8 protein-coding genes are annotated in these 17,990 nt (G+C 25.6%); 1 reads left to right on the top strand and 7 read right to left on the bottom strand.

Translation table 4 applies throughout. The annotated features are described in order from the left end of the window. The first annotated feature begins 178 nt into the window (after positions 1-178). Positions 179-10,219, top strand: a complete 10,041-nt coding sequence (locus AXW82_RS00905) for an SGNH/GDSL hydrolase family protein (protein ID WP_004794890.1) — start codon at positions 179-181, stop codon at positions 10,217-10,219. Between the two features lie 43 nt (positions 10,220-10,262). Here the strand turns inward: AXW82_RS00905 and AXW82_RS00900 are convergent, their stop codons facing one another. The 7 genes from AXW82_RS00900 to AXW82_RS00870 form a co-directional block, all read right to left on the bottom strand. Beyond that, the gene (locus AXW82_RS00900) at positions 10,263-11,051 is read right to left on the bottom strand and encodes a hypothetical protein (protein WP_004794892.1); all 789 of its coding nucleotides are present in this window, start codon (positions 11,049-11,051) and stop codon (positions 10,263-10,265) included. 2 nt (positions 11,052-11,053) lie between these two features. Beyond that, positions 11,054-11,998: an aromatic motif membrane protein gene (locus tag AXW82_RS00895; RefSeq protein ID WP_004794894.1), complete on the bottom strand. Its 945-nt coding sequence runs from the start codon at positions 11,996-11,998 to the stop codon at positions 11,054-11,056. 12 nt (positions 11,999-12,010) lie between these two features. Next, a complete protein-coding gene (locus AXW82_RS00890; protein ID WP_004794896.1) occupies positions 12,011-12,850 on the bottom strand; it encodes an aromatic motif membrane protein in 840 nt (279 codons plus the stop codon). Further along, positions 12,840-13,895, bottom strand: coding sequence for an aromatic motif membrane protein (locus AXW82_RS00885; RefSeq protein ID WP_004794897.1), 1,056 nt, complete (start codon positions 13,893-13,895; stop codon positions 12,840-12,842). Before AXW82_RS00885 ends, AXW82_RS00890 begins: the two co-directional genes overlap by 11 nt. Next, positions 13,873-14,583 carry an ABC transporter ATP-binding protein gene (locus AXW82_RS00880; protein ID WP_004794899.1) on the bottom strand — a complete coding sequence of 237 codons (711 nt, stop codon included), beginning with the start codon at positions 14,581-14,583 and terminating at the stop codon, positions 13,873-13,875. The genes AXW82_RS00885 and AXW82_RS00880 overlap by 23 nt, the downstream gene beginning before the upstream one ends. Then, entirely contained in the window at positions 14,583-16,496 is a 1,914-nt protein-coding gene (locus tag AXW82_RS00875; protein ID WP_004794900.1) for an ABC transporter permease, read from the bottom strand. The genes AXW82_RS00880 and AXW82_RS00875 overlap by 1 nt, the downstream gene beginning before the upstream one ends. A gap of 114 nt (positions 16,497-16,610) precedes the next feature. Beyond that, the gene (locus AXW82_RS00870; protein WP_060913320.1) at positions 16,611-17,972 is read right to left on the bottom strand and encodes a hypothetical protein; all 1,362 of its coding nucleotides are present in this window, start codon (positions 17,970-17,972) and stop codon (positions 16,611-16,613) included. Positions 17,973-17,990: the final 18 nt, after the last annotated feature.

Here is a 17,990-nt window from a genome sequence, read left to right as displayed (position 1 = left end):
TAAATTTCAAACTTTAAAATCTTTAAAATTACTAGGTACTTAAAAACTCACTTTACTTAATGAAATACATTTTCATTAGAGCAGAGTGGGTTTTTTATAACCTTTTTGTTTGACTAATGAATTAACTTTTTTATGGTATTATATACTACGTATATAAAAACCTAGATAAAGGGGTGTTATGAAAAAAAGAAAAAATTTATTGATGTCAATGATGGCATTAGCAATTAGTGCTAGTATTGTGACAGCATGTAAGGCGCCAGGTTCATCAGAACCGATAAAGTCAGGTGGTAGCGATATAAAGGTTGCTAGCAAAGACAAGGTAGATACAAATACACCAGGTAAACCTAGTGGAGCTATTTCACCAGTAGAAAGAAATAATGGTATTTTAGGCGGTCAAAATAATTCAGGAAATCAAATATCAGAAATAGACTTTCCAAGAAAAAGATCTAAAAACTTTATTTCTGCAAATACTAAAATTAAGTATGTTGCAATCGGTGATTCTATAACAGCTGGTTTTGATGGTTCTTTACCTGAAGACTATAAAGGCAAGTTAGAAAAAGATGGATCTATATCAGGTCTTTCTTATGCTTCATATTTAGCTAGAATGTTAAATCAAAATCAAAGGATAGCTTCTTTTGATAATTTTGCTGTATCTGGTTCAAGGACGTTAGATTGAATTAAATTATTTGAGATCGAATATCCTAACACACCTTCTGATGAAACTATTGAAAGGATTTTTCCTAATCACCATTCATTAAAGGCTTATATCATTAAAAAATTACAAGAATCAAATTTAATTACATTTACACTAGGTGCAAATGACTTTTTTGGTTTGTTTTTTGAGACAATTAATGATAGCAAAGCATTAAACATTATTAATAAATTTTTAAGTAAAAAGCCTGTATTAAATGATGCTATAGTTTTTATTAATAAACTTTTCCAAGTTACCTTACCTGAAATTAAAAACAGACTTATTAAGTTCATTCAGTATTTAAAAGAAGTTGCACCACATTCAAACATCAATTTAATATCTTACCCAATGCCGATGCAAATGTTGTTTAATATTCTTAATGAATATATTTCAAAAGAATTATTTAATAATTCTATCGACATTAAGGCAGGTAACATTTTATCAGAAGTTATAAATGATAATTTAAAGCAAATTTCAGAAATTACTTCTATAAATTACATACAAGCTTATAATCCTAATTTTTGAACAAACAACGCAAAAGAAATTACTTCTATCTTTTTTGACATCCACCCAGGAACAAAAGGTTATAAAAAACTAGCAACAGACATATATTTAAAAATAACAAAAGAAAATTTAAATGAAAAATATTATAGTAAATATGATTTTAATAAGGAATACTTAAAATCAGATTCAAATACATCTGAGTATCAAATAGAAGTTACTAATTCAGACGAAGTAGTTATTGGTAAAAATTCTTTGGACTTCATGAATAAAGTTACTGATTACGAAAATCATATCAATTCAAAAAGAAGTCCTTATAATTTTGCAAAAAGAATTTCTGGTTTAACTAAAATTTTTGACCATTATGTACAAGAAGTTTTTGGGTTTTTAACTGATAATAATTTTTACAATTCAATAGATCCTCAAGGGATGTTAAAAAATATTTTATTAAAAAAATCTTCTCATGGAGGAACATTCTTTAGCGCAATAATAAGTAAGATTATTGCCTCAGAAAACCTAAATAATATTCTAGGTAATATTCAAAACCAAATTAATGCATTAATTGATCAAAATAATTTGAATTTAGAAACATTGAAAAAAGTTTTTGTCGCTAATATTATTAATCTTGATAATATTGCTTTGGTTATTAATACACTTGCGGAAAGTGAATTAATTAATAATGATAAAAACGAAATATCAAGCGCTCTTAAAAATGTAGTTTCTAATATAATAGCAAATTATAAAACTAATATTGTTTCATTAATTGCTTCACCTATTCTTGACAAACTAAAAGGCATTGAATTTAACAAAGAAGAATTTTCTAATCTATTAGAAGAAATTATATCCTCAAGCGATTTTAGACAACTAATTGATAAATTTATTGATATCTTTATTTTTAACTCAAATGATTTTAAGGATTTATCATCAATTACTGAGTTTATAAAAGCATTTTTCAAAAATGATCAAAATAATACAGAAATTGCAAAATTAATTAATGATAACCTTAAAAATATTATTCAAAACGAAAAGGTTCAAACTTTTGTTTCTAATTTAATTTTTAGTTACTTAGAAAGCAATCATTTATCTAAAGGAATTACAAGTGAACAAATCAATTTAGCTGTTGCAGATATTTTTAAATTAGCCCAAAACTTAAACGAAGAATTTAATATTATTAATTTATTTATAAAAAATACATTAAACGAATTATCAATACACGGACTAGGCAACATATCTAACGTTATACCTGGAGCAATATTAGGTTCATTGCAAGAATTATTTAGTTCTGATAATACAGAAAATAATATTGTTAAGTTAGTTAAGACGCTTGCAAATTCTGATCTAGCAGCACGCCACAATGGACTTTTAAAGCAACTTATTATAAATTTATTTGAAGATCAAAATATCTCTAAATTTTCTGCAGCTATAACTAGTGCCTTGTTAAGCAATAAAACAGTAGCTAAGTATGTTACTGAAAGTAACTTAAATAGCCTTGTTTCTAAGTTAATGTCATTTAGTGAGACTAAATCATTACTTACTAGTGCTATTGATTCAACAATAACAAATTACGAAGCTTTCAAGAACGTTACATCAACAAATGAAATTATTTTAAAAGTTTTGGGTAGCTTAGATTTTGATTCAATAAAAACAAATTCTATTTCTCTAGTTAATAATACAAGAAACTCTGATGAATTTAAAAATGTTGTAAAGGATATATTAATAAGATTTTTATCTAACTATATTCCTGAAATAAATGATACTCATCATCAATTTATTAGTGAATTAATTAATGATCTTAATACAATTGTTACTGAATTAAACATAGTTGAACCCTTAATAACAAAGTTTTTTGAATTTATAAATAATGCAAAGACATCAAGTAATTTTGTTAAATCTTTAGAAACATTAGGTTCAGAGCTTATAAAAGTTTTAAAAGAAAGATCCTTAACAAACCCAATTGAATTAATTAAAAGAATTCTAAAAAAAGAATATGTTCAAAACAATCCATCATACTTAGCTATCTTAACAAAAGTGCTATACAGCGAACTACACAATAGTGGTTTACTTGTTGATTTAATTAATAATGACCTTGCTAAAGTACTTGAATCTGAGCCGGTTATAAATTATGTTGATAAAGACGAAATAATTACATTTGTTTTAAGATTCTTAAATAATGGAGAAAGTTCAAAAATTATTGAAAAGTCAATACTGGCAGTCATCTCAAATCCTTTATTACTTGATAACATTAATAATCAAAAAGAATTGGTTAATTCACTTTTAATAAACACAAATATAAAAGACTTACTTAAAACAAATCTTAAAGAATTGTTTATTGATTTATTAGATGAAATATCTTTAAATAAGACCTTATCTAAATCATTAATAGAATTATCAAAAAATTCTGCATTTCCTGTAGAATCTAAATTTTCACCATTAATCGAAAAAGTTATACCAAGCTTATTATCAGTATTGGAAAAAACAAATAAATATAGTAATTTTGTATCTGCAATTTTTGATGCATTATCCAGCTCGAATAATATTGATCAAATAGCAGGGAATTTATTAAATAATTTATCAACAGCATTTGATATAAAGGATATTAATTTATATAAATGAATTCTTAATTCACCTTTATTTGTTGAACACAAAGAACTTTTAAAAGAATTTATTAAACTTTTTATTTCAAAATTAAAAGAAAATAACTTTTTAGATTTAATAAAAAACTCTATTCCTGATGAATTACCTCTAGGTATAACGAAAGCAGAATTGAATCAAACACTTAGCAGCCTTGCGCAGAATGAAAATTTACATAATATTTTAAATAGTTCTATTGATCACCTTTTTGTAAAGATTGATGAATTAAAAATAATTAAGACACCAGTTGAAGGACTTAAAATAATACTAGGTGATAATACATTTCTAAATTCTATTAAGAACGATTTAACACCTTTTATTAATACTATTAAAAATGACACAACAATTACAAAACTAGTAACATATTTTGTAAATTCAATTTTTAAAAACGAAAAATACTCATGGGTTTTAGATAATGTTAATGAAAAAGAAAAATTTATCCAAAATACCTATTTAGCAGTTTCAGGCGAAATTCAAAATTTAAATATTATCGAACACATATTTTCTGGTATAACTAAATTTATCAATTTAGAAAATAATAATGATTTAAATAAGTTAGCTGACTCAATTATTGATGAAATTTTAACAGAGTTTAATGAAACAAAATTAGAAACTAATATTGTTAGAATTATTAAGTCATTAAGTGCAGGATACTTTGAACAAAACAAAGATTCATTAATACAAGTAACTAAAAATATTTACAATCATTTTACAAGTTCTATTGAAAACTTAACAACTATTACAAATCCATTATTTCAAAAACACTCAAGCAAAATTGAAGAATTTATATCACTTAATGATTTAAATTCCTTCATTTTATCATTATTAAATGATGAAAGTTTGAAAGATTATATATTTTCAGAGATTAGTTCATTATTTAGTTCTAGCGGAAGATTTAGCGATGTAACTAACATTAGTGATATAGTTTTAAAAATTATTAAGGGATTGAACAAAGATTCGTTAAAGACATTCATCAAATCACTTATAAGCAAATTTAATGACGATAAATATAAAACATTAATTGCGACAATTTTAACTAATATCATAAAAACAAAATATACAGAAATTTATGATGAAAATGAAACACTTTCATTTATGAAAAATCTTATTTCTGATCTATTTGTAGCTGAACAAAAACTAATGATTAAAGATTCGTTTATCGATGGATTTGTGGATGCAATTACAAAAGATAGTAATTCTAGTTATAATGACTTGCTTCAATCAATAAAGCAATACATTAGTTCTTGATCAGGAAGCTTTACAAATAAATTAACAGAAAAATCATCAGAACTAATTAATTACTTATTTAATTCAAATATTTTCGCTCATAATAAAGCATATTTCTTTAGAATAATAAAATTTGCAGCTAAATATATAATTCAAAATTCTGACTTTTTATTAGACACTTTCAACAATTTCTTAATTCAAAACAATTTATTAGATTCATCAAACAAAATAACACAAAGTCAATTCGTTAAATTCAAAGAATTTATACTGGAAATCAATGATTTTGATTCTAACATTTCAATCATTGATAAAACTCTTTCATTAACAGATGAAGAAATAAGTAATATAAATTCACTAGACTCTTTAACAAATACTCTTGGCAATAAATTAATAAAAGCAATCAATTTTACTGATTATAAATTTGTGAAAGCTGTTTTAAGTTCGAGATTTGTAAAAGAAGAAAAAGAATTAATAAAAAATGTATTTATCAAGTTAATAGATAAATACCTTAAAGAAAATGAGCTTCGTAAATTAATTCCTGATAGTTTATTCAACGATATTTCTAGAGCGTTAAATGTTGAGTCTGCACAATTTAGAGACCTAGTTATAAATATATTTTCATCTACAAGCATGAATAATGTGCTTAAAAAAATGATTAATAAATTATTGGATAATACAGATACTTTAAAAATAAATTCAACATACAATGACCTAGTAAAATCAATTTTTAGTTTAGAAGGATTTAAAAGTGAGATTCAATCAGATTTTGTTCAAATTATTAAAGAACAACTAAGTCGAACTGATTTTAAAAATTGATTAAAAACTTTAATTTTAAACTTTTTAAATAATGAATCATTAGCGCCATATTTTAATGGTGTAAATAACAAAGATACATTGGCAGAAAATATAATATCTATTTATGATATTTTAGACAAACGTCTTGAATTAAGTAATGTGTTATTTGATACTTTATTTGAAGCATTAAAAACTAATGGATATAAGTTAAATATTTCTTCTATTATTCAATCACTTTTTAGTGCTGTTAAATTAAAAATAACAAGCACTAATAATTCTGAAGAGTTAGTTATTAATCTTATTAAAGATATTGCGAAGTCAAATCTATTTTCTTCTGATCAAAATGACTTAGTAATTATATTTAATAATATTATTGAAAACTTGGGCAATTCCGACGTTATTAACAACATTATCGATAATATTCCTGAAAATATCAAAAATAAAATTTTAGAATTTTTCCCATTAGAAGATTTAAAAACATTAGCAAATTTCATTTTACGTAACAGTAACTTTAAATCAATAGTTGAGAACGCCTTAAGAACATTATTTTCAAGAATTAATGAATTAAATTCAATTAGTTCATATACAGATTTATTTAAAAAATTATTTGAAATAATTAATATCGAGACACTAGAAACAAGTATCAAGGGATTGATTCATGACTTATTGAATACAGAAGAAATTCATTCATCATTGCATAGAGTACTAAAACAAACATTAAGGTCACTTGGTGTAAATGTTGATCAAACCGAAATGGATGGGTTTATTTTGTTAATCGCTCAAAACTCTAATGAAATAGTTAATAAAATAAATATAATAGATCCGATAATAACAAAGTTTTTTGAAAAACTTAAACTTGCAAAAACAAGAAATTCATTTGAAGAAATGTCAACAGACTTTGCAAGCATTGTTCCAGAAGTTTCAAGCATTATACAAACTACAGTAACTTCAAATCCTAAAGAATTTATAGATAAGATATTAAGCATTGATTTTATAAGGCAGAATAAGAACACTTTTAATTCATTAATTTCGCAGTTAATAATCGGTTTAAAAAACAAAGGTACTTTATTGCAAGTTATTTCAATTGAAATAGACAAAATAAATCCGTCTTCACCATTCTTACAAATTTTAGATAAGGAAAGTATCAAGCTTTTTATTAATATTATTTTAGAATCAGATAATTTAAATTCTTTAATAAATTCAGTTACTCCTGAGTTGCTTGCTAACACTGAGTGATTAAACTTCTTGAATAATCCTTTTGAATTGTTTAAAAAACTATTATCAAACAACAAAATAAGAGATGCGTTTAAAGTGTTTTTAGAAAATGCATCATTAAATATACCTAGAAACAACAAGACAACTCAACTGGTTTTAAATTTAATTGATAACATATCTAGAAAATATGGAGTGAATTTAAACGGAATTAATAAAACAAATTTAGTAAACGGATTTTTAACTAATACAATTCCATTTATACGAGATTTAGGATTATGACCTAATATTTTGGATAATACAATCAATTTCATTCTTAATTCAAACAATTTTAATGAAGTATCTACTAAAATAAGTTCATACTTAAATAATTCAATCAGATATAATGAATTTGATTTATACAAAAAATTCTTTATCCACTTTGAATTCATCAAAAACGATAAAGAGGGATTTGTTAATATTGTTGAAAGAATATATAACAAACTAATTGATAACGGTACATTAAGATCATTTTTCACAACAGAAATTTCTAAATTAGCATTTGCTAATAAGTATTCAATATCAAACGAGGAATTAAATCAATTGTTTGATTCTATATTTAAAGATCCAACTTTTGTCAATAGAGCAAAAAATATGCTTTCAATTCTTGTTGATAATTGAAATATTTTTAAGGAATCAAATAGTTTTAAAGACTTGATTAAGAGAATTTCGAATATTCCAGCAATCGAAACACAAGGTAAAGAACTTATATCATATATTCTAAATAAGTTACTTGATCATCCTTCCTTAAAATCGATTTTATCTAGAATAATTGTTAGAGAAATAAATTCTAGTTCTTATAGCAAGATCTTTAAAGGGATATCTAATCCAGAAACAATGATTAGCAATTTATTACCGATTTTCAAGATTATAGATAAACATTTATTAATTTCTTCTAATTTAGTTAATGACATATATGCTAAAGTCAAAATTGACTACGAAACTATCTCATTAAACACAATTATTGAAAGTTTAAGCAACAGCGCAAAGACCTTCTTTAATAACGAGAATTTTGACGCTTCATTTACTGCAATGTTTAAAGAAATTATTAATCATAATGAAGTGCAAAATAGAAAAAATGATGTTATACAAATAATTGGCAATATATCTGAAACCGTATTTGATCAAATTGATTTTGGAAACTTAATTTGGTCAAGTTTGCCTGAAAGCGCAAAAACATTTACTGTAAATAATTTAATTTCACAACAACAGTTTACACGTATTTTTAATGATATTTTAGAATCATCAAGCATAAGAGAATTGGTTAATGATATTGCTACATATGTTCTGTCAAATAAAGATCAATTCGCTAATACTAATTCTATTTTGGATATAGTTAAAGTATATATATCAGTAGAATCGAATCAAAATAATTTTAAAACAAGAGTGCTAACAATAATAAAAAACGGATTCAAAAAACAAGGAACAGTTGAAGCTGTTCGTTCAATTCTAGAAAAAGCATTTACGTTTTTAGGTATAAATAATAATGAATATGCGGATGATATAATAAATAAATTGAGCAATGGTTTTGCAGAGTTTTTAGAAAGACAACAGATTTTTGAAAAAGCTTTAACTGGTGTTATAAATCAATTAAAAACAACCAACAATTTTAGAGATATTCCCACAGAAGTTGTTAACGGTTTACTTAACGAAGTTAAACCAAGTGACTTCAATACAATTAAAAGGATTTTTAACGATCCTTTAGTTCAACAAAATAAAACTGCTATGTTATCTCTTGTTTTAGAAGCAATCGGAAACTTCTTGGACAACGAACAAAAAATAAGGGACATAATTAGTAATTTAGGATTAGCAAGTGTATTAGTTTCTTCTAATACTAATATAGATAGAAGTTTAATCAATGACATGTTGGTATTAGCTGTTAAAAACCCTGATTTAAGAGATGCATTAAAAATTTCTCTTAGTGATTTCATAGAAAGAGCTAGCGTTTATAATAAAAATGAGAGCTGATTAGCTGCATTAAATACTTTAATGAAAACGCCTAGATCAGGAGAGTTAAAGGCTAAATTTACAAATTGAGTAAAAAGCATTTTAACAAATCCTGATAATAGATTAACTCAAGGTGTTGCACAAGTTTTAATTTCTAAATTTAGAGATGCTGGTATTATGCTTGAATTTACATCTGATGCAAGTATGATGAATAGTATTGTTGCCCAATTTTTCAGAGCTCTATCAGAAAGAAGGGAATTATCAACAATCATTGATAAGATTTATGAAAATGTAAAATCAATTGATTTTGAACGTATCGGAAAAGAAAATATAAAATTAGTAAAAAATGCTATTACAAATGGTGCCTTCAGCATTATTTTAACTGATGATCAAAGAAATATATCTTTCCATAAACTTTTATCACAGTTTGACTTCTTGCAATATCTTATTGACAGAATCGGTGATAATAACTATGTGAGATTAATACATAGGATGTTTGAAACAAGTGATCGCCAACGTATGACAGGTGTTTACGCATTTATCAAAAACCAACTTATCGGAGGCGGCGGTGGCGGTTCAAACCAATCAGGCGGTGGCGCTCAATCACCTGAAGATGCTCCATATGGATTCAGTTTTGATGAAAGCATTTTCACAGTAGTAGAAAGAACTAAAAAGCTTATTTCAGTATTGTTTAGACCAGTATTTAGAGATATGTTCCTTACAGCATCAACTGGTAATTACAACTTTAGCAACCCTCAAGCTAACATGCATTATAAAGTCTTATACAGAATGGCAGCATTAATGCTTTGATTTATTCATGACAAAGCAGTTAGCGGATTTGCATTTTGAAATGGAACTTCACTCGATGTTGAAAGCGTTTTCGTTTCAGCGTTAGATGATGCTTTCTTGACAGCAAAAGGATGATACCCTAATCAATTTAATAGATTGAATTCATCTCAAAGACAAGCTGTAGGTGCTACATATAGCGGAAGCTACAATTGAGATTTTATAGTAGGAAATAGAAGCATAAATACAAGATTAAGTAATTATTGATCAGATCAATTATTTGCTTATGTATATTACAGAAATGGTAATAGAGATCGTTATTCTGGAAAATCTATGACCGACGCACTTCTAGATTCATTGCGTGATGGTTGATTAAGAAGACACAGATAGAAAAACAAAAAATCTATGTAGTAGTACATAGATTTTTTATATGTTATTTTTTATCAATATAAACATTCGCTGGATAGCCAATTTCTTTTGTAGATTTATCAATAATTACTCCTAATGTTTCTGTAAAACCATCAGAAGTTATATTTAAGACTTTTATTACAATATCTCATAATTTACCATTAATAGGGCCATTATATGCCCCTGTTTCGTTTACGAAGTAAAGTAAGTTTGGAAGTAAATGAATTTTTTCTCCTTGTTTTTCTATTTGAATAATAACTCTACCTAAAGACGCATATACACTTGCATTACCTGTTTTGGCTGAGATAAATTTATTTGATACATCTGAAAAACTTTTAAAGCTTCTTGCGCCCCCTATTTTATCAGGGAATTTTATATGACTATGTGGTACTGATTCGTTTTCTATTTTTATTAAACCAATACTATGTTTATATAAATCAGAGTATTTTGCATTCTCGTTTTCTTTGTGTAAGAATCACTTATTATTCGGGATTTGCTTAAATACAAAATAATCCAAGTTAGAAATAAATAACGCTCAATTTTTGTTTATCAATGTTTCAAAGTCTTTTAAATAATTAGATGATGAAATTGATAATTTACTAAATTCATCAATAAAGTCACTCCATTTAAAATTTATATCATTTATAGAAGCTTCTACATCAGTAATTTCTAGTTGTTCTGAAATTTTTGTTATATTTTTGCTTTTATAATTAATTTGATCTCTGCTTTTCTCATCTTCTTTGGTGTTTGCACAAGAGACAAATAAGGGTAAAATGGGCGCAGCAAGTGTTGCTAATCAAAAAAGTTTTTTCATAATTATTTTTCCTTGATGTTTATAAGTGTGTATCTAAATTCTCTATTACCATATTCATCTGTATATAATGCTTTTTTTGATTCACTAAATTTATAATCAAAGTCACCCCATTCTTTAACGACTTCAATGTATTTTTTTAGATCAAAATCATTTAGTTTATCATTACTTTTGATAATTTTTGGATAAGAGTATAGATATTGGTGTATAGCTGGCGGATTATTTTTTGATAATGAATTATTACTTTTGTTCCCTGATATATCAAAACGCAAAATTCTACCGTCTTTTGTTAATAGAAAAATTCTATCTTCATAGATTTCAGAATTATCATCTTCATCTATTTCTATGCTATATTTTTGAACTACATAATCAATTATTTCGTTATTTTCTGATATATAAAAATCATCATAAATTCTTTTTGCTGATTCAATTTCATCAATTAAATCTGAATTAGCTTCATCAGAAGTTGCGACATTCGGAAACTGTAAGAAAACAAACTTATCTAAATTATATAAGAAAAATAATCAATTTTTTTTGTAAAGGTCACTTAGTTGTTTGCTTCCGTAAGAAGTAGCGAAATTTCTTTTAGGACTAGAAAATAAAAAGCTGAAAATTTGAGTTTTATCATATGGAAAGACAATATTGTTTGAGTATCTAACTCAAGTTCTTAATTCATCTAAATACTCATCACCTAATTCTCTTTGTTCTTTTATATACGCATTCCTTGCTGAGATATCATCTCTAAAGACAGAGTTTAAAATAGTGTCAACATAGCCTCTTTTTAGAAAATTTTCTCATTCAAGTTCTTCATCATTATTTTTGGTTAATGTTAAAGAATTTAGGTATTTTTGTTCATTTGACTTGTTTTCTAGATTTGAACAAGCAATTGTTGATGTTAATAAAGAAGCAAAAGAACTTAACAATAACGCTTTTTTAAATATTTTTTTCATGATGACTCCTATTTATTTTACTGTTGGAAAAACAAAACTCGGTGAACCGTATTTTTGTTTTTTAACCATTTCGTTCTCAAATTCTTCACGCCCCTTTGGATAGTTATGAATAAACAACTGGTGTACAACATTAGAAACTAATAAAGGTGAAATAGTGTTTGCGGTAGATTCCCCAAAATTTCAATTTATTGGTCTCAAGAATACTTCAGGATTAGCTCCTTCAGCTCTCAGATTATTTATTAAAATTCTAAAAATCATTTTATTTTTTCTTATATAGTAAACCAACGCGTCACCAAGTTCTGCTGATTCAGCTCCTTCTCTAATGTTTTCTAAATAAGTATTTTCAAACTCGAAAGGATTATATTTATTATTAGATTCTTTAATTCTCATTTTTTGTTGATATTCTTCGCTTGTTGAGTAATTCTTAGATAGATCAGATGTAACAAATTCAATAAAATTAAATTGAAATTTGTCAAGATTATTTAGTATAAAATATCAATTTTTTTTAAAAAATTCTTGTTGACTAATAGCAAATTCTTTTTTATTTTGTGACTTAAAAAAACCTTCAGATATTAGTTTAAATTCATTCATTAACTTTTCATAATTTTCTGTTTGTGTTTTTGTATACTCAACAATTTTGGTTCTATCTGAGCGAAATGCGTTTAAAAGTATGGTATTAATAATTGTTTCATGAGATTTCTTTTTATTATCACTAGAAGGAGAGGTTACGGAATCAACGTTTGAAATAATAGAATTCAAAGTTGCTTGATTTGAGTAATTTGCGCACGAAAAAACTGATATTGGTAAAATTAAAAGTGCAGATAAATAAACTTTTTTTAACTTATTTTTCATTTACAAACCCCCATGTATATCTATGAATCATATTTTCGTTTTGTAATTCTTTATTAAATTTATTTATAGCGTAATAAAAAGCGTTCATATAGTTATTTTTATTATAATTTTGTAAGAATTTAACATCATTGTAATCTTTTAAAAACTTTGTTTCATCAAATTTTTGGCCTTCATCGTTGCTGCTTTGGTCGAAAAGTCTTTTTTGATAATCTATAGTTTTTTGAGCAAAGTATTTTCTTCCTTCTGAAATATAATTTGCTAATTTTTCATAAATTATTTTTCAATCATTATTATCATTTTCAAAATTAAAAATATCACCTGTTATTAATATTTCTGTATCTCCATTTTCTGTTTTTTGATATAAGAAAATAGGTATTAAAATACTATTGTTATGACTATCGACAAGTCTTAAAAATGTTATTTTAACATTAAAGAATTTATCTGTTTTCATTGTTTCTATTTTGTATTCATTACTAAATTCTTTAATAGAATAATCTTTAAAAACTTTTAGAAGTTTTCCTTCTTTTTTATAAACCTCTTCGAAAACTTTTTTATCCGATTCATCATCTTTACTATCTGCATTTTTATAATCTTTAAAGTCAGATCTTCAATTATTGAAAACATAACTAAAATTTTTTATATTTTGGATATATCAAAATCATCTTTGAGTTAATGTTTGAGAAATTACGTCCACAGAATTTATCGCATGTTTTAATTGAAATTCAGAAGCAATATTTAATATATTAGGAATGAATAAAGGAGCAAAAGTTAATGAAATATTTAATTCATTTTTGAACTTGCTTTCAACACGAATTTGTTCATTAAAAAATTCTTTCAACGATTTTTTATCACCTTTAAAAAAGTGCTTATTTGCAAATTCGTTAATTGCAGGATTTATTACCAAGTTTTCTTCAATCAAATGTTTGTATGGCGATTCTTCTGACGATGAATTATTTTGTTTATAACTACTATTGCACGCAATTATGGGTGCAGTACTTAAAAAACTAGCTAGTAAAATTGAATTAACCTTTAATAACTTTTTCATAAAATATTGTTTCTAGATCAGTATATCTAGGGCCTGAATAAACAATTTTACCTTTATGTATTAATGTTAATGAATCTACAAATTTATCTATTTCACTTAAAATGTGTGAACTAATAAAAATTGTAATTCCTTTTTCATGCAGTTTTTTAAGTAAGCTAAATAATTGAAATCTTGCTGTTGGATCTAAGTTTGCAGCTGGTTCGTCTAAAATAATTATTTCAGGATTATTTAAAAGAGCTTGAATTAAAAGAACTTTCTTTTTTTGACCAGATGAAAAATTAAAAGGTTTTTTAAATTTCAAATCTTCTATTTCAAATTCTTTAAGCATTGCATCAATTTTATTATCAAGATCTTTTTTAGGTGTCCCGTGTAATTGACCTAGGTATCTTAAATATTCTTGAACTGTTAATTCCTTTGGGAAAATAGCATTTTCAGGAATGTAACCAAGAGCCCTTCTACTTTTATAATCTCTAATGTTTATACCGTTAATAGTAACATCACCTTCAAAATTAATATATGAACCAATAATACTTTTTATTGTAGTTGTTTTACCTGCACCATTTTCTCCTATGAATGCATGAAAAGAACCCTTAGGTACATTAAAATTTAAGTTAAATATACCTGTTTTTTCCTTGCTATTTGAATATATTTTTGTTAAATTTTTAGCTTCTAAAATATTTTGTTCCATTATTTATAATCCTTTTTAAAGTATAGTGTGTTATTTGCTAAGATAAATATAAATCCAAGGGAGATTCAAATTATAAAGTATAGGTTTTTATTAACGGTTGGGTTGTTGTTTCTTGAAACTTGTCAAACTTCATCTAACGGCTGGAATAAATAGTTTGAAGAAGGTTCGATATCATATCTAATTTTAACCTTTCTTTCCTTGCTTTCGTTTCCTTCGCTATCTGTAATCTTTTCTTCTTCAATTTGTTGCTTTGCAACATATTTACTAAATCCACCAATTCTATATCTAAAATTGTCAATAGCTATAGAATATGAATGAGGATCAAAATTATCTGTTGACTCGTTATATAAAATTGCATCAGTTATAAAAGTATCATTGTATTTGAAGTAAAGATAATAAATAAAAGCTGTAGCAAGATAAATTTTCTTTTCAGAAACAGTTTTGATTTTTCTATTTTCTAATGATGCTTTATTAAGGACCTCTGTTCTTATATCGTTAATTTTTAATAATTCATATTCATCATTTTTTAGATTTCTTGATATAACTTCAAAGATAATACTTTTAATTTCGCTTATGTTATCAAGAGATGCTTCCTTAAGGTCTTCAGATATTTCTGTTGCCAATTTATTAGCATAATAATCGAAAACTTCGCTTTCTAATAGTTCTTTAATGTAGGCTCATTTTAATTCTCCTACCAAATTATCAGTTGCTGAATGAACAAATTTATCTTCAGGAAATCTCTGAGCAAAATCCTCTGCACCTTCTCTTGCATATATAATATCTGTGTTTATTAAATGAGGAATATTACTTTGTGATTTTAATGAACCAGGCACTAAATACGCTGGTTTGTTGATTCTTGATTCTAAAATATCATTTCCATTACTATCTTTTAAAAAGTTTCCATCTGCGTCTTGTTTTTTAACTATTCTATCTGTAATATGATATTGTTTTAAATTAACTTTTGTATTTAAATCATAATTATATGCAAAATTATCATTTTTCCTGTAATAAAGATAGTTATTTAAGTTGCTTATATTCCCAGATGTAAATGTATCCGATATATTGATGTTGTGTATATTAAAATAATCAACAAATTGATATGGTAGTGATAAATATGAATATATTTGTCATTCTGTGGCGGAATTTTTTGAGTATTTAAAAGCTTCTTTTAGATAATTTATTTGATCATCTCTTAACTCTTTTTTATCCGCACCATTTGGTATTATGTAAAATGTATCCTTATTATCATTTAAATAAAAAGTTTCAATGTTCGCTACATTTCCTGAAGGGTTATTTTTATATTGGGAATTTAAATAGTATGCGACGTTATTACTTGTTGATGTACTTTTAGAAGAAATAATTGTACCACCAATAACTAGAGGACTAAATACAACTAATGGTATTGTTATAGCTACCTTTGCATTCATTTTGTATGCTATAAGAGAACTAAAACTACCAAAAATCATATAAGCTATTACAAAAACAGGTAGGGAAATTAATCCTAAAATAAAATTAGCATAGTCATGTAGTCCTAAAAGTACTATAAGTAAGTTTGATAAGCTCATCAATAGTGATCAGTAGATACCGAATAATAAGTTTGTTGCTGTTTTACCTCAAACGATTTTGCGCCTTGATATTGGTTTAGACAGTGTTAAAAGTTCTATACCCTCTTCTTCTAGATCCTTAAATATATTTATTGATTTTATTGATGAAAAAAGTGCTGTTAATAATAACTCAACAAAAACTACTATATAAAATATTAATGTTTTGGCTTTATCATCAAAATTAAATGAAAATAAAGCAAATGTTATTATGATTGAAACAACCATTCATATAACGGGAATTATTACAGTATTTTTCTTTTTTAATGTAACTTTATGAATAAAAGATACATAATTTCAAAATGATTTCATTTTTCTCCTTTTTAATATATTACTGTTTAGTAATATTATAATATTAAAAGTAATAATTTACAAATATTTTTTGTAAAAAAACCTCCGGATTTTTAAGGAGGCATTTAATAAAAATTATTCATTAGTGGTAGTAACGGGATGAGTCATAAATTCAGTATTAGAATTTGGTAAATTTATAGAATTTGAGCCAGTTAATAACTTTGTAACTTTGTATTTTGTGCTTGGTTCTAAATCGTAAATATCTAAATTTAAGGTGTTTTTATTCAATCTTTTAACAGGTATAACATTAAATCTTAATTTTTCCTCTGACATTTCTGTTTCATTTATATATTTAGTTAATTCAATAGAAACTGTTTTCGCAATACTATCTTCAATATCTTTATCAAGCTGAACAACTAATTCCACTTCATCAGGTATATCTATGTCTTTTATGAATTCTAGTGAAACAATATTAAATGGTGCATTTGAATCGAAATGACTATTATCAATTTCTGTACCTGAAGCCTCTGTTTCCTTATTTGGGTTGTCTTGAGGGGTTGCTTCATTATTGTCTTCACCTGCAGGTTCTGCGTCATTTTCGACATTTTGTTTCTTGGGAAAAGGAAATTCTTTAACAAGATTGCTTAAGTCAACTTCAAATCCATTGTAAGTAAGTGAATCAATAGAAATATTTTTATAATTTTCAATATTTTCTTCGAAAAATATTAAAGAAGATGGTTTGTCATCATCCGTACTCCCTATAGCTTTATTTCTTTTTCCTGAAGCTTTAACATCATTGTATAATGTGTAACTTAAAGAGTATTTTAATGCTTCTTTAGTCTTTCAATTACTCTTATTAGTATTTAAAATTACACTATATAATTCGCCGGTATCATCATATATTATGGAAATATTTTGAACTTTTAAATCATTGTTTTCTTTTTCTTTATTATTTTCACTATCTAAAAGTTGGTTTTCTTTTTCTGGGGTGTCATTATTTTTGTCTTCATTACCTAGTTCATTTTCTTTCTTACTAGAATCATTATTAGTATTGGTTTTTGGATTTGCATCACTATTTGAATTGTTTTCTTTTTCTTTATTATTTTTACCATCTAAAAGTTGGTCTTCTTTTTCTGGGGCGCCATTATTTTTGCCTTCATTACTTAGTTCATTTTCTTTCTTATTAGAATCATTATTAGTATTGGTTTTTGGATTTGCATCACTATTTGAACTGCTTTCAGAAATTTTATCTTTGTTTGGCTTATTACTACTGTCGTTATTTGTTGATGTTGATTTCGGAGTTGTTTGTTTTTCAGGCTCGTTTACAACATTATTTTCAATTATGCTGTTTTTCTTTCCAATTGATTTTGAAAAATCTATATTCTTATTGAAAAATTGGTTATCTTTCGATTCGTTATTTACACAAGAAATAGTCAGGAACGTTGGTAAAGAAACAACAGGTAGTGCTAAAAATATTTTTTTATATCTCTTTTTCATATATCCTCTTTTTTAGTA

The organism is Mycoplasmopsis canis PG 14, assembly GCF_001553195.1.
GTDB lineage: Bacteria > Bacillota_I > Bacilli_A > Mycoplasmatales > Metamycoplasmataceae > Mycoplasmopsis > Mycoplasmopsis canis.
Note: the sequence above shows the minus strand (reverse complement) of the source record. Positions and strands in the feature narration are given on the sequence as shown.